At 41.6% G+C, this 18,582-nt stretch carries 16 protein-coding genes; 5 read left to right on the top strand and 11 right to left on the bottom strand.

Annotation, left to right across the window (positions count from 1 at the left end):
- Positions 1–228 precede the first annotated feature (228 nt).
- A complete protein-coding gene (locus HHA43_RS12120; protein WP_168461330.1) occupies positions 229–1,671 on the top strand; it encodes a cryptochrome/photolyase family protein in 1,443 nt (480 codons plus the stop codon).
- 78 nt (positions 1,672–1,749) lie between these two features.
- On the opposite strand, the gene yaaA is transcribed toward HHA43_RS12120, so the two are convergent.
- The 6 genes from yaaA to HHA43_RS12090 all read right to left on the bottom strand — a co-directional run bounded on the left by yaaA (position 1,750) and on the right by HHA43_RS12090 (position 9,360).
- Entirely contained in the window at positions 1,750–2,529 is a 780-nt protein-coding gene (gene yaaA, locus HHA43_RS12115; RefSeq protein ID WP_168417979.1) for a peroxide stress protein YaaA, read from the bottom strand.
- Positions 2,530–2,872: 343 nt separating this feature from the next.
- Positions 2,873–3,238: a hypothetical protein gene (locus tag HHA43_RS12110; RefSeq protein ID WP_168461328.1), complete on the bottom strand. Its 366-nt coding sequence runs from the start codon at positions 3,236–3,238 to the stop codon at positions 2,873–2,875.
- A 137-nt stretch (positions 3,239–3,375) separates the two neighbouring features.
- Positions 3,376–5,622: a bifunctional prephenate dehydrogenase/3-phosphoshikimate 1-carboxyvinyltransferase gene (locus HHA43_RS12105; RefSeq protein WP_168461326.1), complete on the bottom strand. Its 2,247-nt coding sequence runs from the start codon at positions 5,620–5,622 to the stop codon at positions 3,376–3,378.
- 3 nt (positions 5,623–5,625) lie between these two features.
- A complete protein-coding gene (gene hisC, locus HHA43_RS12100) occupies positions 5,626–6,717 on the bottom strand; it encodes a histidinol-phosphate transaminase (protein ID WP_168461325.1) in 1,092 nt (363 codons plus the stop codon).
- Between the two features lie 72 nt (positions 6,718–6,789).
- Positions 6,790–7,899 (bottom strand): prephenate dehydratase, encoded by a 1,110-nt coding sequence (gene pheA / locus HHA43_RS12095; protein ID WP_168461323.1) that lies wholly within the window; start codon positions 7,897–7,899, stop codon positions 6,790–6,792.
- 318 nt (positions 7,900–8,217) lie between these two features.
- Entirely contained in the window at positions 8,218–9,360 is a 1,143-nt protein-coding gene (locus tag HHA43_RS12090; RefSeq protein WP_168417982.1) for an acyl-CoA dehydrogenase family protein, read from the bottom strand.
- 237 nt (positions 9,361–9,597) lie between these two features.
- Here HHA43_RS12090 and HHA43_RS12085 point away from each other — a divergent pair, with 237 nt between their 5' ends.
- Positions 9,598–10,608, top strand: a complete 1,011-nt coding sequence (locus tag HHA43_RS12085) for a glycosyl transferase family protein (RefSeq protein ID WP_168417983.1) — start codon at positions 9,598–9,600, stop codon at positions 10,606–10,608.
- Between the two features lie 97 nt (positions 10,609–10,705).
- On the opposite strand, the gene HHA43_RS12080 is transcribed toward HHA43_RS12085, so the two are convergent.
- Together HHA43_RS12080 and HHA43_RS12075 are read right to left on the bottom strand one after the other, a co-directional pair.
- Positions 10,706–10,975 carry a YeaC family protein gene (locus HHA43_RS12080; protein ID WP_168417984.1) on the bottom strand — a complete coding sequence of 90 codons (270 nt, stop codon included), beginning with the start codon at positions 10,973–10,975 and terminating at the stop codon, positions 10,706–10,708.
- Positions 10,975–11,892 (bottom strand): NAD(+) kinase, encoded by a 918-nt coding sequence (locus HHA43_RS12075; RefSeq protein ID WP_236162403.1) that lies wholly within the window; start codon positions 11,890–11,892, stop codon positions 10,975–10,977. Before HHA43_RS12075 ends, HHA43_RS12080 begins: the two co-directional genes overlap by 1 nt.
- Before the next feature lie 180 nt (positions 11,893–12,072).
- On the opposite strand from HHA43_RS12075, the gene mrcB reads away from it, so the two are divergent.
- Both mrcB and HHA43_RS12065 read left to right on the top strand, forming a co-directional pair.
- A complete protein-coding gene (gene mrcB, locus HHA43_RS12070; protein ID WP_168461322.1) occupies positions 12,073–14,466 on the top strand; it encodes a penicillin-binding protein 1B in 2,394 nt (797 codons plus the stop codon).
- 28 nt (positions 14,467–14,494) lie between these two features.
- Positions 14,495–15,058, top strand: coding sequence for a tetratricopeptide repeat protein (locus tag HHA43_RS12065; protein ID WP_168461320.1), 564 nt, complete (start codon positions 14,495–14,497; stop codon positions 15,056–15,058).
- A gap of 78 nt (positions 15,059–15,136) precedes the next feature.
- Here HHA43_RS12065 and HHA43_RS12060 read toward each other — a convergent pair whose 3' ends face one another.
- Positions 15,137–16,036: an NUDIX domain-containing protein gene (locus HHA43_RS12060; RefSeq protein ID WP_168417988.1), complete on the bottom strand. Its 900-nt coding sequence runs from the start codon at positions 16,034–16,036 to the stop codon at positions 15,137–15,139.
- Positions 16,037–16,172: 136 nt separating this feature from the next.
- Here HHA43_RS12060 and hemP point away from each other — a divergent pair, with 136 nt between their 5' ends.
- Positions 16,173–16,343: a hemin uptake protein HemP gene (hemP, locus tag HHA43_RS12055; protein ID WP_168417989.1), complete on the top strand. Its 171-nt coding sequence runs from the start codon at positions 16,173–16,175 to the stop codon at positions 16,341–16,343.
- Positions 16,344–16,458: 115 nt separating this feature from the next.
- Here the strand turns inward: hemP and HHA43_RS12050 are convergent, their stop codons facing one another.
- Together HHA43_RS12050 and HHA43_RS12045 are read right to left on the bottom strand one after the other, a co-directional pair.
- Complete coding sequence (locus HHA43_RS12050; protein ID WP_168417990.1) at positions 16,459–17,805, bottom strand: sensor histidine kinase; 1,347 nt, start codon at positions 17,803–17,805, stop codon at positions 16,459–16,461.
- A 12-nt stretch (positions 17,806–17,817) separates the two neighbouring features.
- A complete protein-coding gene (locus HHA43_RS12045) occupies positions 17,818–18,483 on the bottom strand; it encodes a response regulator transcription factor (RefSeq protein WP_168417991.1) in 666 nt (221 codons plus the stop codon).
- Between the last annotated feature and the right edge of the window lie 99 nt (positions 18,484–18,582).

Here is an 18,582-nt window from a genome sequence, read left to right as displayed (position 1 = left end):
GTCATAGTATTCGTCGTTAGAAAACAATTATTGTGACATTATTTCAATGAGTTATCTATTTTTGTCGTGTACAGAGATTTTGGAAAGTAATCTTCAAGTCTTATCATTATTATTCTGCGCTATACATTGCCGATTTATTGAGCAAACAAACTTTTTTCATTGAACACAAGGCTGCACAGCCATGCTTATAATGAGACAACATTTCAGCCCACCGCAAGCATATTTTCCATGCGCAGCTATAATTTAGTTTGGTTCCGACAAGATTTAAGAATTTCAGATCACAGTGCGCTTTGGCATGCGAGTCAAAATGCGCCATGTATTGGTTTGGTGGTTCTGTCTCCACAGCAACACCTCTTGCATGATGATGCGTCTATAAAAATTGACTTTTATTTGCGTCAGTTACAAGCCTTAAAAAACCAGTTAGCACAGCTAAATATTCCCCTTATTATCCAAACTGTTCCACTTTGGTCAGATATTCCAACTGCTGTAAGCCAACTCTGCACACAATTGAGTACCTCACACCCCATACAAAACATATATGCCAATATTGAATTGGGCGTAAATGAGTTAAAACGTGACTTACAACTACAACAGACCCTGAACAAGCAAGGGCTGGATTTAATCCTCTACCATGATCGTACGCTTTTCCCTGTAGGCAGTGTGCGCAATCAGAGCATGAAACCCTATCAGATATTTAGCGCATTTAAAAAGTATGCATATCAGCTATTAAGTTTGGCTATACCACGCTGCTTCCCATCACCAAAGCCACAAATCGCAATTAAATTACCTTCTGAATATGAATCGACTGTTCCCAATTTAGAAACTTGGGGATGGGCTGCCGTTCCACAAAAACAGCAAAATTTATGGGCAGTTACGGAACAACATGCGCAGCAATTGTTGGATGATTTTGTGCATCAGCACATGCAAGATTATCAGCAACAGCGTGATTTTCCTGCACGGTCAGGCACAAGTCGGCTCTCTGCTTATTTAAATTGTGGGATTTTATCTATTCGGCAGTGTCTGGCTGCGGTTTTTGCTTCGTCGCAAGGTCATTTTCATCTGGAAAATATTGGGCAACAAACTTGGTTAGATGAATTACTTTGGCGTGAGTTTTATCAACATATTTTGTTTGATTATCCCAAAGTTTCCCAACGCCAACCTTTTAAAGACCAGACTGCACAAATTGTGTGGCGTAATGATCCAGCAGGTTTAGCGGCATGGCAACAAGGACAAACAGGTATCCCAATTGTAGATGCAGGAATGCGGCAACTCCTGCATACAGGCTGGATGCACAATCGGGTCAGAATGATTACTGCAATGTTTCTATGCAAGAATTTGTTGATTGACTGGCGCTTAGGCGAACAGTGGTTTATGCAGCATTTGATTGATGGTGATTTAGCTGCCAATAATGGTGGTTGGCAATGGTGCGCCTCGACAGGGACAGATGCTGTGCCCTATTTTCGGATTTTCAACCCTGTAAGCCAGTCCCAAAAGTTTGACCCACAGGGAGATTATATTCGCAGCTGGTTACCTGAACTGGCACATTTAGATGCCAAACACATTCACGAACCTTATGCGAAAAATCCAAATTTAAAACTGAATTATCCTCAGCCGATAGTAGATTTAAAACAGAGTCGTCTGCGCGCGATTGAGGCATTTAAACAGTTATAGGCGAAATGCAGATTGAATCAACACTCCCATCAGCTAAACTTTAGCCATGATGGGAGTTTTAAGAATTAAACCGACAGTTTAGGCCGCCTGTTCATCACGTTTAAAGACCAGTTCACCTTTTAATGAGCTGTCTGCATCGAAATAATAACCTTCACTATTGAATGCTTTTAAGTCTTCTGCGCGTTCTAATTTATTCTCGATGATAAAACGCGCCATCAAACCACGGGCTTTTTTGGCATAAAAACTAATGACTTTGTATTTGCCATTTTTCTGATCTAGAAATACTGGCTTAATAATTTCAGCCTGAATTTTTGTTTCCTGAACGGCTTTATAGTATTCATCTGAAGCCAAATTCACCAATAGATCAGACTGACTTTGCGTTAAATCTTGATTAATCAAATTGGTGATAATCTCACCCCAGAAATGATATAGATTTTCACCACGTGCATTATGCAATTTAGTGCCCATTTCCAAGCGGTACGGCATCATTAAATCTAAAGGACGCAATAAACCATATAGCCCCGAAAGCATACGCAAATGTTGTTGGGCAAACTCAATATCTGCAGGAGACAGACTATAGGCATCTAAACCTGTATACACATCCCCTTTAAAGGCAAACATGGCTTGACGCGCATTGGCAAGATCAAATTCTGCTTGCCAGTCACGAAAACGCTCAACATTCAAAGTGGCAATTTTTTCACTCACGCTCATTAAACTGGCAATTTCAGTCGCTGATAGTTTACGTGCCACATCAATTAATTCTTGTGAATGTTCAAGTAATCTAGGTTGAGTATATACATCGCTAGGTAATGCAGTTTCGTAATCTAAAGTCTTGGCTGGAGAAATTAAAGCGAGCATAAACCACCTAAATAAAAAATACAGAGCTCACTATAGCAGCAGCACAAGGCAAACTCCAATGTGTGTTTTTGCTTAACTGCATCGGAAAAAGTTTTCTTAAAAATATTTTTTAAGTCGCTGTAACTTAGGCGATGTTTAATTTTATTATTCTCTGGGCAATAAAAAACCCACTTAACTCTCCCAAATTAAGCGGGTTAAAATCAGGTTGTTATGTTGTATTTTTCTTGCTGCTCAATATACGGTTAGGATGTGTCAATTAGATGACATATCATTTAAAAAATGAATAATTTTGATTTATAAATCAAGTATAAATTTTAAATGACTCATTTGCATCTACATTGTTTTAACCTTTCCATTCAAACTCGCTAAATGAATGATCTTCTTTCAGGGTGTTTTCTACTGCTTGCGCCAATTGATTTAGCAAGCTTTGCTCAGTAATACGCTCTAGCCAGTCTTGCTCTTCATTTGGGTATGAGGTAATTACACAAACCAAATGCCCATCTTCATCACGGCTTTGACAGTTTACTGCCAATGGTAAAGCGTATTCATCTACACTCACTGCCACCTGCGCACCGCTTTGTGGCAAAGTCTGAAAACCATATTGGGATAAATTCTGTGAAAGTAAATTTGCAACATAATTCTGTGCCAAGGTGCAATCTTGTAACTCTTGTTTATTTTCACAATTCGCCATAAATTTTAATTTGCGCATGCTCAGACCCAAAGGCTTTTTTCTTGTATGGGTTTAGCATAAGCAATAAAACGCAAACAGCCAAGCAAAAGCTTGGCTGTTTCAGCATAAAGTATAGGGTTTGTGATGCTTCATCTCATCCCCTATATCACTTTGGCTTATTCTGTTACTTGAATATTTAAACCCGCCACGCCAGCAAGTTCAGTAAAGGTTGGGAAACTGGTCGCAACAGTTTCTGTACCGACAATTTTAATTTCACCTGAGGTACGCAAACCTGCCATAGAGAAACTCATGGCAATACGGTGGTCATGATGTGATTCAATTTCACCGCCAGTAAATACTGGTGACCAGTCGCCTGCTTTACCTTTACCCTGAATGATAATGCCATCTTCAGTTGGTGTGCAGTCAATACCCATAGTTTTTAAACCATCTGCCATAACTTGAATACGGTCAGATTCTTTCACGCGCAATTCTGCAGCACCTGTCAGTACAGTTTCACCTTCGGCACATGCTGCTGCAATGAACAATGCTGGAAATTCATCAATTGCTAAAGGGACTTGATCTTCAGGAACATGAATACCTTTTAAAGTACGTGAACCACGAATACGAATATCTGCAATAGGTTCACCGCCTGCAATGCGCTCATTTTCTACACTTAAGTCCGCACCCATTTGTTTCAGAATTTCAATTACACCAGTACGGGTTGGGTTAATCCCCACCGCTTCCAAGGTGACATCTGAATTTTCTGTAATGGCAGCACCCACCATAAAGAACGCAGCAGAGGAAATATCGGATGGTACTTGAATATTAGTGCCAACTAATTTACCGCCACCTTGCAATGAAATACGGTTGCCTTCTGTTTTCACTTCATAGCCAAATGCACGCAACATACGCTCTGTATGGTCACGGGTTGGTTCAGGTTCAGTCACTGACGTTTCGCCTTCTGCCCAAAGTCCTGCCAGTAAAATACCTGACTTCACTTGCGCAGATGCCATTGGCAAGTCATATTGAATGCCTTTCAGTGCTTGCGCACCTGTAATAGATACAGGCGGTGTTCCACGTTCACCCGTCGTTTGAATTTGAGCACCCATTTCACGTAATGGTTTTGCAATACGTTCCATTGGTCGCTTGGTCAATGACGCATCACCAGTCATAACAGAGTCAAACTGCTGCGCAGATAACATACCTGCTAACAAGCGCATTGAGGTGCCTGAGTTGCCCATATAAATTGCGCCTGCAGGTGCTTTTAAACCTTGCATGCCCACCCCATGAATAGTGACTTCACCATTTTTAGGGCCTTCAATGCTTACACCCATATCACGGAATGCTTGCAAAGTCGCTAAAGCATCTTCACCTTCAAGGAAACCTGTCACATGCGTAGTGCCTTCAGCAATGGCACCAAACATAATTGAACGATGTGACACAGATTTGTCACCCGGTACGGTAAATTTACCTTGGAAAGTCTTAGCACCCGGCAAAATCGTAAATTGTTGTGTCACGTTATTGTTCTCCATAAAAGGTTTCTTGGCGAGCATGTAGTTAAAATGCTGTCGTGCCGCTTGCGCATGTCCTAGCAAGCCCATTAAAGCATGCGAGTCTTCTTGTTCAATCAATTGGCGAATAATCTCAAGTTGACTTTCAAAGCCATCCACCGCTTTTAACAGTGCAGTTTTATTGGCAAAGAAAATGTCATGCCACATTTGCGGATCACTGGCAGCAATACGAGAGAAGTCACGAAAGCCTCCCGCAGCATAACGGAAAATGTCTAAATTATCTTCCCGATTTGCCAATTGTTCGACCAAATTAAAGGCCATTAAATGGGGAAGATGACTGGTATATGCCAAGACTTCATCGTGCTTTTCCACATCCATGCAAATGACTTCAGCTTTGGCGCTTTCCCACATTTGAATCAGTTTGCTGACTGCCCATGACGCACTACTAGGTAAAGGAGTCAAAATCACTTTGTGGTTGGCAAATAGATCAACCTTACCTGCATGCACACCTGTATGTTCTGCCCCTGCTATTGGATGACCAGGGACAAAACCTTCAGGTAAGTTATCACCAAATACGGCTTTGGCTGCAGCCACTACACTACCTTTGGTGCTACCAACATCGGTCAGAATCACGTGATCTGCCAAATAAGGCTGAATCTGTCGTAAGACTTTTTCTGTCGCTTGTACAGGCAATGCCAACACCACCAAATCTGCACCCTGTACGGCCTCTACAGGATTATTAAAACCTTGTTCAATCAACCCTAATTCTAAAGCATCCTGTAAGGTCTTTTCAGAGCGGGTCGAAGCAACAATATGCTGAGTTAAATTTTCTGCCAGCATTACACGTGCCAAACTCGAGCCAATAAGCCCGAGTCCGATAAATGCAACTTTTTCAAACAATGGTTGCGCCATGTTTTATGCCTTTGCTTCCTTGCCCAATACTTTTGCTAATGCACGTAGGAACTTGGCATTTTCTGCTTCTGTACCAATTGAAACACGTAAATGCGTTGTAATACCTACAGGACGAACAATCACGCCTTCTTTCAATAAAGCATTAAATGTTTGACCTGGATCAGCCTCTACATCAACCAAAATAAAGTTAGCACGTGAAGGCACATAATTTAAGCCCAATGCTTTAAAGCCTGCTTCTAATTGCGCCATACCAGCTTTATTGCTAATACGAGATTTTTCAATAAAATCTTCATCTTGTAATGCAGCAACTGCGGCCACCATTGCCAAATGGTTAACGTTAAATGGCTGACGAATACGGTTTAAATAGTCAGTCACTTCTGCCGATGCCAATGCAAAACCAACACGCAATGCAGCCAAACCATAACATTTAGATAAGGTGCGGCTCACGATAAGGTTCGGATATTGCTCAAGGAATTTCAGGCTGTTGAAGTTTTCTGGGAAATATTCCACATAGGCTTCATCAAGTACCACAATCACCCGTGCAGGAACTTTTTGCATAAAGGCTTCAAATTCAGCCTCTTCAAACCAAGTACCTGTTGGATTATTTGGGTTCGCAATAAAAATTAATTTAGTGTTGTCTTGAATTGCTGCAGCCATTGCATCTAAGTCATGTGAAAAACCTTTGGCAGGTACTTCAATGGCTTGTGCATTAATCGCTTGCGTTACCAAGGCATAGACTGCAAAAGCATGCTGACTATACAAAACTGAATCTTTGTCTGAAACGAATGCACGAGCAAACATTTCAAGCAAGTCATTTGAACCATTACCTAAAGTAATTCGGTCATGTGCAAAACCAAACTGTTTTTGAATTTGGTCTTTTAAAATAAAACCACCACCATCTGGATAGCGACCAATTTCTGCAATTTCAGCCGCTACAGCTTCTTTAACTTTGTCTGAACAGCCCAATGGGTTTTCATTCGATGCAAGTTTGACGATATCTGTAATCCCTAGCTCACGCTCAAGTTCACTGATTGGTTTACCTGGTTGATAAGGCTTTAACTTCGAGATACCTTCATTGGCTGGGACAAACGACATTTTACACTTCCAGTAGACTAGGTGATGGAGGTGGTGCGCATCATGAAATGCACACCAACAAATTAAATACGGTTATAGCACTGCAGCAGGATATGAACCCAAGACACGAATTTCTTTTACCAATGGGCGAATTTCTTCAATCGCTGCACGTACATTGTCTTGATCGACATGCCCTTCTAAATCAATAAAGAACACATACGACCATTTTTCAGGTAAAGCAGGACGGGTTTCAATACTGGTCAGGCTAATATTGTGCTTCGCAAATGGTGCAAGAATTTCAAGCAAGGCACCTGCACGGTCGTGCGCAGACACTAACAATGAAGTTTTGTCATTGCCACTTTGTGGAACTTTCTCACGACCAATCACCAAAAAACGTGTGGTATTTTCAGGGTTATCTTCAATATTGCTATGCAAAGTTTCGAGTTCGTAAATGCTAGCTGCAATTTCAGAAGCAATAGCAGCAGAATGCCATTCATTGCGAATACGGCGTGCTGCTTCTGCATTTGAGCTAAGTGCTACACGTTCAACGCCCGGATAATGCACATCTAACCACTTACGGCATTGAGCTAAAGTTTGCTGATGTGCATAAATTTGTTTAATGCTGTCTTTGCGGGTATTTTCAGACACAAGGAATTGGTGATGAATACGCAACTCCACCTCACCAATGACATTTAATGGTGAAGATTTAAAACAATCTAGCGTGTGGTTTACCACACCTTCAGATGAGTTTTCGACAGGTACTAAGCCATAGTGTGCACTGCCTGCTTCCACTTCACGGAATACTTCATCAATGGTAGGAAGCGGACGCACTATCGCATCCTGACCAAAATGTTTAAGTACGGCAGAATGTGTATAAGTGCCAATTGGACCCAAGAACGCAATACTTTGTGGCGCTTCTAGCGCCAAACATGCCGACATAATTTCACGGAATAAACGTGCCATGGTCACATCAGACAACGGCCCTTCGTTGCGTTCCATAACATTACGTAAAACTTGTGCTTCACGTTCAGGACGGTAAAACAACGGATTCTCTTCTGCTGCAAATTTTGCTTTCGCCACCGCCTCTGCAAGTCGTGCCCGACGGTTAATCAGCTGTTGAATCTGTTGGTCTACAGAGTCAATATCTTCACGGATTTTAGCGAGATCAAGAGAAGTCGTTGTGTTCTGATCGTCTTGGATCATTGTTATGTCGCCCTTCATAAACATTTTGCAAATAGTATAACAATAGTTAGCTTTCAAATGTTGCGCAATACAACTTTCAGTGTTTCAGATTTAAAAACATACAGTTGATCAAAGCATCACCAATCTCTTAAATACATGATGGGTATAAGTGATAACTGACTTAGTTATTTGCCCGATTATTTTAACCTGCTCCAAACTTAGTTTGAGTGTAAATAGCAATTAGCTGATTGCTTTTAAGTCTGAATATAAAAAGAGCCAGCACAGGGCTGACTCTCCGTTTAAATTTTTCGGCTTGATATCAAAAATAGATGTTCCGACTTAACGTCCTAATAAACTACGTGCCACAATTTCTTTCATAATTTCATTGGTTCCACCGTAAATCCGCTGGATACGCGCATCCACAAAGAAACGTGAAATCGGATACTCAGTCATATAGCCATAGCCTCCGAACAGTTGTAATAATTGATCGGCTATTTTCATTTGCATGTCTGTTGAAAAGCTTTTGAGCGCAGCTGCGGTTTCTACATCGAGTTTGCCTTGCATATACAATTCGACGTTTTGATTATAAAAAGCAGCTGTTGCCAATTCATCAATTTTGGCCTGCGCCAATACAAAGCGAGAGTTCTGGAACTGTCCAATCGCTTGTCCAAAAGCCTGACGCTCTTGCACATATTGTGTGGTTACATCAATCGAGCCGCGAATTGCGCCTAATGCTGTCGCTGCAATAGCAGTACGCTCACGTGGCAATTCCTGCATTAAATAGGCAAAACCTTGCCCTGCCTGACCCAACAATTGATTTTTTGGCACTTTAACATTGTCAAAAAATAGCTCTGACGTGTCTTGTGAATGCAAACCAATTTTTTCCAGATTGGTTCCTTTTTTAAAGCCATCTAAATGCGTATCGACCAACATCAGCGATACACCTTTGGCACGTGCTTGTGGATCAGTTTTTACAGCGAGAACCACTAAGTCTGCATGCTGACCATTAGAAATAAATGTCTTGGAGCCATTTAAAACATAATACTCATCTTGCAAAATGGCATTGGTACGCATGGCCTGTAAGTCAGAACCTGCACCTGGTTCAGTCATACCAATTGCGCCAACCACCTCACCCGACACCATGCGTGGCAACCAGTATTGTTTTTGCTCTTCTGTACCAATATGCAAAATATACGGCGCAGCAATTTCAGAGTGACAAGAAATACCTGTAGACAGTGCGCTATAGCCTGCACGTGCTGATTCTTCGACTAACATTAAAGAATAATGTGTCGGCACGCCATAACCGCCATATTCTTCTGGCACATCAATACATAAAAAACCATTTTCACCGAGCAAATTCCAGACACTGCGCGGCATGATGCCTTCGCGTTCCCACGTTGCATAATGCGGTGCAATATGTTCCTGCATAAAACGGCGAAAGTTATCTCTAAATAATTCTAAATCTGCATCATAAGCCAGCATATAACATCCTTGGTTTTTCAATTGTTGTTTTCAATCCATCCCATGCTATGCATTTTTAACCTAGCTGTCATGCATTATTGTGCGCACTTATATTACTTTGCAGTCAAACTTTAATGCACAGCGCAAATGCTCACTTAAACTTATAGCCAACGCTGTGAATAATGCTGCAAACTGTTGCCGAAGTTTATACACTAAGGTCATTGTGAAATTTCAAATGAAAGACGTATGAACCCGCTTATGCTAAATACAAACCCAAATAAAAGAAATATTTATAAAGATGCAGAACATCCTTTTGCACAATTTATCCGTATTATTGGTAAAGGCAAAACAGGCGCACGTTCACTAACCTATGATGAAGCCTATCAAGCCTTTGGCATGATTTTGCGCAATGAAGTGCTCGATGTGCAATTGGGAGCTTTTTTAATGCTGCTGCGTGTAAAAGAAGAATCGGTAGATGAATTGGCAGGCTTTGTCCAAGCGACTCGTGATCAGTTGCAATTTAAACCACTACACGTCGATTTAGATTGGTCTTCTTATGCAGGTAAACGCAAACATTATCCGTGGTTTTTATTGGCGGCACTGACTTTGGCAAAGCATGGCTATAAAGTAGTCATGCATGGCGCTTCTGGGCACACCATTAACCGCTTATATACCGAACAAGCACTGCAATATTTAGGTTTCCCCATTTGCGAAAACGACCTACAAGTTGAGGAGCAATTGGCACAACGCAATTTTGCCTATTTGCCGCTACATGCCATTTCACCCATTTTGAGTGATCTTATCAACTTACGCAATGTCATGGGTTTGCGCTCGCCAATTCATACCCTTGCTCGGCTGATCAATCCATTTAATGCCAAAGCCACGATGCAGGCTATTTTCCATCCTGCTTACCGCAGTTCACATCAACAAGCGGCATTTCAGCTAGGTTATCAAAACAGTGCGGTCATTAAAGGTGAAGGTGGTGAATTTGAACGCAATCCAGATGCCAGAACTTTAATTTGTGGTATTAAGAATGGCACCTTATATGAGCACGAACTACCTAAATTGACCGATAGCCGCAGCCCTGTAGAAGAAGAACTAGATTTGGCTGTTTTGAAAGCGGTGTGGTTAGGTCAGCAACCGCATGAATATGGTGAAATTGCAGTGACTGAAACCATGGGCATTGCTTTATACACCATGGGCGTTTGTGACGATTATGATGCAGCAATGCAAACCGCACAGCAGCTTTGGCAAAATCGCCATCACTAAAACCCAAAACTTTGCTAAAAATACGGCAATAAAAAAGACACCTTCAGAGGTGTCTTTTTGCGCTTTCAATTCTAAATTAAAAGTTACATGGCGTGATTTAAACAAAACGAATAGGTTTAAATTCCTCATGCTTGTGATGATCGTCATCACATTGCTCGCCTTCTTCTTTAGTGCCACGGTCAATATAGCCACTGCGCTCGGTTTCAGGCAGGTTTTTCATTTCCCATGCATATACCGCTTGCATGCAAATTTCACGTTGCTCCTTGGTCAAAGCAACGCCATTTGGCCATTTACCAATTTCAACTGCCGTTTTTAAACGTCCAACAATTTCAGGATCGAGTACGGCAAGCATTTGTTCAATATTCATCATTCATCCTGCTGTTGCATTGATTCAAAATCTTGGTTCCATCCTAACTTGGTACGACATGCCATATAAAAGTCATAACCAGGTGGATGTAATAAATTCAATTTATAAGGATGTTTGCGGATATGCAAACTATCTCCAACATTTAATGAAACACTATGTTGACCATCGGCACTGACCATTGGCAACACACGGTTTTCACGAATCTGGATTTTAATTTCACTGTGTCCGCCCACCACAATTGGACGCGAAGACAACGTATGTGGATGCATAGGCACCAACGCAATTGCATCCATGCTTGGATGTACAATTGGCCCACCACCCGACAAAGCATAAGCGGTTGAACCTGTAGGGGTTGAAACAATTAGACCATCACTATGCTGACGGTAGACATACTGCCCATCAATGTTCAGCTCAAAGTCAATCATGTGCACAGACTTGCCCGAATGCAGCACCACATCATTTAAAGCAATCGCTTCATAAATGATTTCGCCTTTAGAGCGCACTTCCATTTCCAGTAAAAAACGACGGTCTGACTGGAAGTGACCTTGTAACACTTGATCTAATTTAAAAATAACTTCAGTCGGTTTAATATCGGTCAAGAAACCTAAACGACCACGGTTCACACCAATCACAGGCGTATTGTATTTGACCAGTGCCCGTGCTGCATGCAGTAATGAACCATCGCCACCCACCACAATCACCAAATCAACCACTTCCCCCAATAAAGCACGGCTAACGGTTTGTGTGTTGGCATAAGGCACAAGTTCAGCAGTTTCAGAATCAAAAACGGGATGCAAGCCCAAGCCTAAAATATGATCATGGATCAGACATAAAGTTTCTACGACAGAATATTTGTCTGGACGACCAATCAGTCCAATGTTCCGAAAGTTCTTATGTGAGAGTTGCACCTGCGATATCGCTCCGCTACGATTCGATGCCTATAATAGCACTAACCCGATTGATTTAAAAAAACTTTAAAACTACATTTTACGGCCTATTTTATGACGTAATTTTCTGTTCAGTCACAGATTAATTATTGCAAATTCAGTAAAAGCTTCGCATGATTAGCAAAATTTATCAGGATCTTATCGCGATTTATGAAGTCTGAGCGTGGCATAGGCATAATTACATTACTATTTTGCATTATCGTTATTGGTGGGTTTATTGCATTTAGTATCTACTTGATTCGTCTAGATAATATTGTCAGAGACAAATTCGAGGGACAACGATGGGATATTCCAGCCAAGGTATTTGCACGCCCATTAGAAGTGTATAGCAATGCACCTGTGAGTCAGACTGACTTTACGCAAGAACTAAAACTGCTGGGTTATAAAAATACGGATAATTACGCCAAAACAGGCAGTTATGTCACAGATGGCAATACCTTATTTGTGCATACCCGTGGTTTTGACTTTGGCGATAGTGTCGAACCTGAACAAGTACTAAAAGTAAGTTTTGCCAATAACCAAATTAGCGAAGTGAGTGCCACCAAACCGTCTAATACAGGTATTGCACGCTTAGAACCTATGCTGATTGGCGGGATTTATCCGCAGCACAATGAAGACCGTGTCCTGATTAAACTCAATAAAGTACCAAAACCTTTAATTGAAGCGTTAATTGCCACTGAAGATCGTAATTTTTATCAACACCACGGGGTTTCAATTCGTGGTACTGCACGTGCCATTGTCAGCAACGTCACTGGCGGAAAGCGTCAGGGTGGTTCTACACTCACCCAACAGTTGGTGAAAAACTTTTATTTAAGCCCAGAACGTACTTTAAAACGTAAAGCCAATGAAGCACTTATGGCTATGCTTATTGAGCTGCATTACAACAAAGATGAAATTTTAGAAGCCTATTTAAATGAAGTAAATTTAGGCCAAAATGGTAACTATTCAATCAATGGTTATGGCTTGGCTTCGCAATTCTATTTTGGGATGCCATTACGTGAACTGAATATTTCACAACAAGCTTTTTTGGTCGGTTTGGTACAAGGCCCTTCTTTATATAATCCGTGGCGTAACCCAGAAGCTGCAAAAAAACGCCGTGACATTGTTTTAAATAATATGTTGGTGATGGGTTATTTAAACCAAGAACAATATGAAAAAGAAACTGCACGTCCATTAAATGTCATTGCAAAACCAACCTTAGGCCCTGCCCGCTTCCCAGACTTTTTGGATATTGTGCGTCGTCAATTGCGTACCGAATACCAAGAAGGTGACTTGACCAATCAAGGTTTGCGGATTTTTACCACGCTTGATCCAATTGCCCAAACCAATGTGCAAAGTGCGTTTAAAGCTTCGGTTGAGCGTTTAAGCAAAATCAATCCAAAACGATTAAAAGACCTACAAGGTGCGGTGCTGATTTCTCATCCTGAAAATGGTGAATTGGTGGCAGCTGTGGGTTCAACTCAAGATTTCACAGGCTTTAACCGTGCATTAGATGCCAAACGTCAGGTTGGTTCATTACTCAAACCTGTGATTTATTTGAGTGCTATTGAGTCCGGGCGTTATAACTGGGCCAGCCCTGTAGAAGACAGCCACATCAGTATCCCAATTGATGGTAAGTCTTGGACACCACGTAATTACAGTGGCAGTGATCATGGTATTGTGTCTATGTCTCAAGCGCTCTCTCAGTCTTATAACCTGTCTGCAGTGCGCTTGGGTCAAGAGTTTGGACTCTCTACTTTCCGCAATCACCTGATCAAATTTGGTGTACCGAGTGATGCAGTTCCACAATACCCATCTATTTTCTTGGGTGCGGTAGATTTATCACCTATGCAAGTCATGGATATATACGGCAACTTTGCCACAGGTGGCTTCAAATATCCGACCAAAGCCATTCGTTCAGTGGTCGATGCCAATGGGCGTTTATTAGATCGTTACGGCTTAACCGTACAACAAACCATTGACCCATCGGCAGCCTATATTTTGAATTATGGCTTACAGCAAGTCATGAGCTCAGGTACTGGTCGCTCGGCATATAACAGCTTATCCACCGATTTAAAATTGGCAGGCAAATCAGGCACCACCAATGATACCCGTGACTCATGGTTTGCAGGTTATTCTGGCAACTATTTAGCGGTGGTTTGGTTAGGTTTAGATGACAACAAAGTCACTGGATTAACAGGTTCATCGGGTGCACTGCCAGTGTGGGCCAATGTGATGCAGCAATTGCGTCAAAAGCCAGTTAATTTACGTCAAACCGAGCAAATTCAATGGCACTGGATTGACCGCAGTTCTGGGCATCTATCTGCACAAGGCTGTGAAGGTGCAATGTATATTCCTGTGAATCGTAACAATGTACCACGACAGGCAACAGCATGTGGTATGCCACATTATCAGGTCGAGCCTATTTACCAACCCGATACCGAAACTCACCAAGCTACACCTGAAACGGACGACAGTATCGAGAATTATATCCGTGAAACTGAATCTGAATTTGATGACAATGCTGAAGGACGTGTCATCTCTAGCGGTAGTTATATCAATTAACACTTGAGGATATAGGTCATTGGGTCTTATGAAATTACATTTTACAGGTAAAACTTTTTTCAGCGCACTGTTGCTCGGTTCACTGAGTTTAATTGTGGGCTGTCAAAGTCTGCCTGAATCAACTCCTGCTCAGCCAACACCAGAAAAACCTAAAACGGTGACGACACCCGAGGGTGTGGTCATTCGACCTTATGAACGTGAAGAAATTAAACGTCAATCTCTGCAAGTGGTGGTGCCACAACAGAAGGTACAACAAAAGTTAGAAGATGGTCGCAGTTTACCTGCTTTTAAAAAGTTAATGCAGCAAACCCAAACGGCGTATAAACAAGGGCAATTTAATCAGGCTGAAACTGCAGCCTTACAAGCACAGCGTCTTGCTCCACAAGCGGCTGAAACTTATTTATATTTGGCTTTAATCGCCAATCAAAAAAACCAACCCGCCAATGCCGAAGCGTTGGCACGTCGCGGTTTGACTTATGCACAAAGTGATGCCATGAAGCGCCAATTGTGGCTGGTGATTCAAAAAGCTGCACAAAAACAAAATAATGCGAAAAGCCTAGCGCAAGCCCAACAGGCTTTAAAGAATTTGTAATGACAAGTGCATGAGCAAAATTTAGAAAATCGCTGAGTTAGACCACATCAGCGATTTTTTTGTTTGGGAATCAAAAGATCAAATAAAACGCACGCCCGCAATACCATAGGCATGGTGTTGCTCTGCCACGGCGAGATCATCCTGCGTTAAGCCCCCCAAAGCAAACACGGGAATATCGACAAGTTCGGTAATCTGTTGGAATTTTTCCCACCCTAAAGCAGTTGCATCTGTATGGGTAGCCGTTGGTAGAACGGGGCTAAGTAAAATTGCTTCACAGCCAATCTGCTGTGCATGCTGTGCCGAAACAATATCATGGCACGCTGCAATATAGCGCAGACCAACTTTTAAATCGCCTTTTTGTAATTGCATCAGTTGAGATTGTTTAAGATGAATCGCAGCGACTGCTTGCTGCTGCATCGGATTAAGCTGCTTCCATAATTCCAAATTAATAATCACCTGCCCCAATTGTTCAACGCAGTATTGGATCAACTCCATTTTCTGCTCAGCTGTTGGCTCGACTCGCCAATACAGTAATTTTTCTTTTGGTAAGCTGCTTAAAAGGCTTAAATCTTCACTAATTTTAATAGCTTTTGGCCAAACTAGCCGCTGTAGAATTGCACGGTTGGCTTGAGGGAAATTCAAATCTAATAACTGTGAGCGGCTAAACCAAGCCCAAGGCACTTGAATATCCTTTAATAAAGCAGTGGGTACTGCAGCATGAAAGATGTGTAAATTGACAATCACATCGTCATATTCATGGCAAATCACATCAAAGTCATGCCAATGCTGAAGTCCAATGCCTACTTCTTCAAATACCTCACGACGGCAAGCCGCTACAGGGCTTTCACCTGCTTCCACTTTACCACCTGGAAATTCATGCTTATTGCCTTGATGCTGTTTGGCTTCCCGCCATCCAACCAAAACTTTATTTTGGTGAAAAAGTAAGGCTATTGCCACATGAATAGTTGGCTTGAACATGAATCTCATTCCTTCTGTAATGCAGCATATTTCGGTAGGCATTACCGATTTTATAAATTCTACAATAATTCGTTGACAGGTTTACATGATAATGATTATCATTTAAAACAATTCTTACACACCACGGAGTATAACAATGAATGCCCCATTTCGCTTTTTTTCAGGTCATTCCGACACTCAGCATGCCTTACCTATGTTACATTCAAATAACTTATTTGCGCTAGGACGTGAAATTCGTATTCTGCATGCGGGCGAAGAGTATCGTTTGCGTTTAACCCGCAACAATCGCCTTATTCTCACAAAATAACAAAAATAACTAATACAACAATAAACGTGGGAACAGCAGTATGAATCAGCGCATACTGCTTTTTTGCGCTGAAGGATTTATTTTTTAGATCAATTTTAAAAACTAACGAGGCCTTTTAATTATTTTTAGGCAGTACAATTCGCACTTGCAAACCACCTTGTTCGGCTCGTGCAAACTCAATTTTACCTGCATGTAATTCTATAATTTTTTTACAAATGGAAAGCCCCAAACCAGAACCTTGAGTTTTACTGCCCAAAGCCCGATAAAAGCGCTCCCCCAAACGTGCCAAGACTTCATTGGTTACGGTTTGCCCATTATCGGCTATGCAAATTTCCTGCGTAAATTCATGGGTTTTGGTCTTTATCCAAATCGTCCCTTGTGGCGCAGCATAGCGCACTGCATTATCAACCAAGTTACGTAAGCAGCTAAATAATAATTCTGCATTGCCCAGTACCTGTATGGGCTGTATATCCAACTGAACATGCATATTTTTTTCCTGAATGAACGGCGCCAGGCTTTGTAGAACCTCATCCATGAGGGTTTGGACAGATACCGCACTTTTGTTTAAGGACTGTTCATCTGTCGGGTCTAAACGTGCCAGTAACAGCAAATTTTCCAACACTTGTGTACCACGGCTAACATCACGCTGAATTTGCTCTAGATCTAGTGCAAGCTCAGGTTGCTGTTGATATTTACGCTTCAATACCTGTAAACGCATTTGAATGGCAGATAAGGGGGAACGTAATTCATGCGACGCATCTGCCGTAAAACGCTGTTCTGCAATTAAAGATTGTTCCACACGTGATAGTAATTTATTCAGTTGCTGCACCATCGGTTGCAGTTCTTTCAATTCGGGTTGGCTAGGCACAATGGCACTTAAATCGTGCTGATTTTTAGCTGCAATTTGTTGAGATAATTGCTGAATCCGCTTAAATTGGCGACCAATCATAAAATGTACAATTGCCCATTGCAGTAACCATAACACCAATAAAATGGCGGCATAACCCAAACTAGTAGCAGCAATTTCCTTGAAGCGATACTTTAGCGGCTGCGTAACAATTACCTGTAAGCCATCTTCTTGCGCAATATAGCTTCGCCAAATTTGAGCATCGTGCCAATGAAATGAAAAACTATCTGTCGAAGTTTGAACTAGCTGAGGCAAGTTAAGCTGAGAAAGGTCATCTTCATCTTCTGATGTCGTCAGAATCAGATCATCCAAAGTTAATTGATAGCCAATATGAAATTGTTCGCTTAATTCATCAACTTGATTACCTGCATGATCACGCAAGTCTGCCCGCAGCAGCATATCGGCAATTTCATCCATAATTTCATCATGCACTTGCATGGTCTGATAACTTGCAACTGCCAACAGTAAAATTAAGGCAAGGCTTCCCGCCAAGACTGAACTCAGTACTGAACTTTTGACCAGTTTTGACTGTAAAGAAACCGTATGTTGTGACATGCTTAATCAGCTTTAGGTTGTATCTTGCTGCATACGATAGCCTAAACCACGTATGGTTTTAATACGAGTACTGCCAATTTTTTTACGTAACTGATAAATAAAAACCTCAATCGCATTACTTTCAATTTCATCGCCCCATGCATATAAAGATTCTTCTAACTGCTCGCGAGTCACTACATGCTGCGGGTTTTGCATCAGTTTATGTAAAATCTGAAACTCTTTGGCAGTTAAATTCACTGGCTGATCATCTACTTTCACCTGTTTGCTTTGTGTGTCTAGAACCAAATTAGCAAAAACCAAATCATGGCTTGGATGGCTTTGTGCATTGCGTAACTGACTGCGCACCCGAGCCGATAACTCTTCTAAACTGAATGGCTTGACCAAATAATCATTGGCACCCAAATCAAGTCCTTGCACCCGATCTTGAATGCTATCTCGTGCGGTGATGAAAATGACTGGAGTATCTTGTTGCTGTTGTCTTAAGGCTTGCAGAATTTCATCGCCACTGTGTTTAGGCAAACCACGATCTAGCAACACACAATCATATTGATGCTGCTGAATGGCTAAAATAGCATGATCACCACGCTCGACCCAATCGACGTTATAGCCATCCATTTCTAACCAAGTTTTAATACTTTCTGCTTGAGATACATCATCTTCAGCCAAGAGTAATCGCATGCCATCCTGTTCCTTAAAATGTATCAAACATACTCAAGGACTAATTCGCACTCTGTTAATGTCTTGTTGCCAAGCGTGTAACTAGAGCCTGAGTCGGTC

The organism is Acinetobacter sp. A2, from assembly GCF_012371325.1.
Taxonomy (GTDB): domain Bacteria; phylum Pseudomonadota; class Gammaproteobacteria; order Pseudomonadales; family Moraxellaceae; genus Acinetobacter.
This window is presented reverse-complemented; position numbering and strand designations above follow the sequence as displayed.

Coding starts and splice junctions, on each gene's coding strand:
- HHA43_RS12120 (WP_168461330.1), top strand. CDS start 229: ATGCGCAGCTATAATTTAGTTTGGTTCCGACAAGATTTAAGAATTTCA.
- yaaA (WP_168417979.1), bottom strand. CDS start 2,529: ATGCTCGCTTTAATTTCTCCAGCCAAGACTTTAGATTACGAAACTGCA.
- HHA43_RS12110 (WP_168461328.1), bottom strand. CDS start 3,238: ATGCGCAAATTAAAATTTATGGCGAATTGTGAAAATAAACAAGAGTTA.
- HHA43_RS12105 (WP_168461326.1), bottom strand. CDS start 5,622: ATGGCGCAACCATTGTTTGAAAAAGTTGCATTTATCGGACTCGGGCTT.
- hisC (WP_168461325.1), bottom strand. CDS start 6,717: ATGTCGTTTGTCCCAGCCAATGAAGGTATCTCGAAGTTAAAGCCTTAT.
- pheA (WP_168461323.1), bottom strand. CDS start 7,899: ATGATCCAAGACGATCAGAACACAACGACTTCTCTTGATCTCGCTAAA.
- HHA43_RS12090 (WP_168417982.1), bottom strand. CDS start 9,360: ATGCTGGCTTATGATGCAGATTTAGAATTATTTAGAGATAACTTTCGC.
- HHA43_RS12085 (WP_168417983.1), top strand. CDS start 9,598: ATGCTAAATACAAACCCAAATAAAAGAAATATTTATAAAGATGCAGAA.
- HHA43_RS12080 (WP_168417984.1), bottom strand. CDS start 10,975: ATGAATATTGAACAAATGCTTGCCGTACTCGATCCTGAAATTGTTGGA.
- mrcB (WP_168461322.1), top strand. CDS start 12,073: ATGAAGTCTGAGCGTGGCATAGGCATAATTACATTACTATTTTGCATT.
- HHA43_RS12065 (WP_168461320.1), top strand. CDS start 14,495: ATGAAATTACATTTTACAGGTAAAACTTTTTTCAGCGCACTGTTGCTC.
- HHA43_RS12060 (WP_168417988.1), bottom strand. CDS start 16,036: ATGTTCAAGCCAACTATTCATGTGGCAATAGCCTTACTTTTTCACCAA.
- hemP (WP_168417989.1), top strand. CDS start 16,173: ATGAATGCCCCATTTCGCTTTTTTTCAGGTCATTCCGACACTCAGCAT.
- HHA43_RS12050 (WP_168417990.1), bottom strand. CDS start 17,805: ATGTCACAACATACGGTTTCTTTACAGTCAAAACTGGTCAAAAGTTCA.
- HHA43_RS12045 (WP_168417991.1), bottom strand. CDS start 18,483: ATGCGATTACTCTTGGCTGAAGATGATGTATCTCAAGCAGAAAGTATT.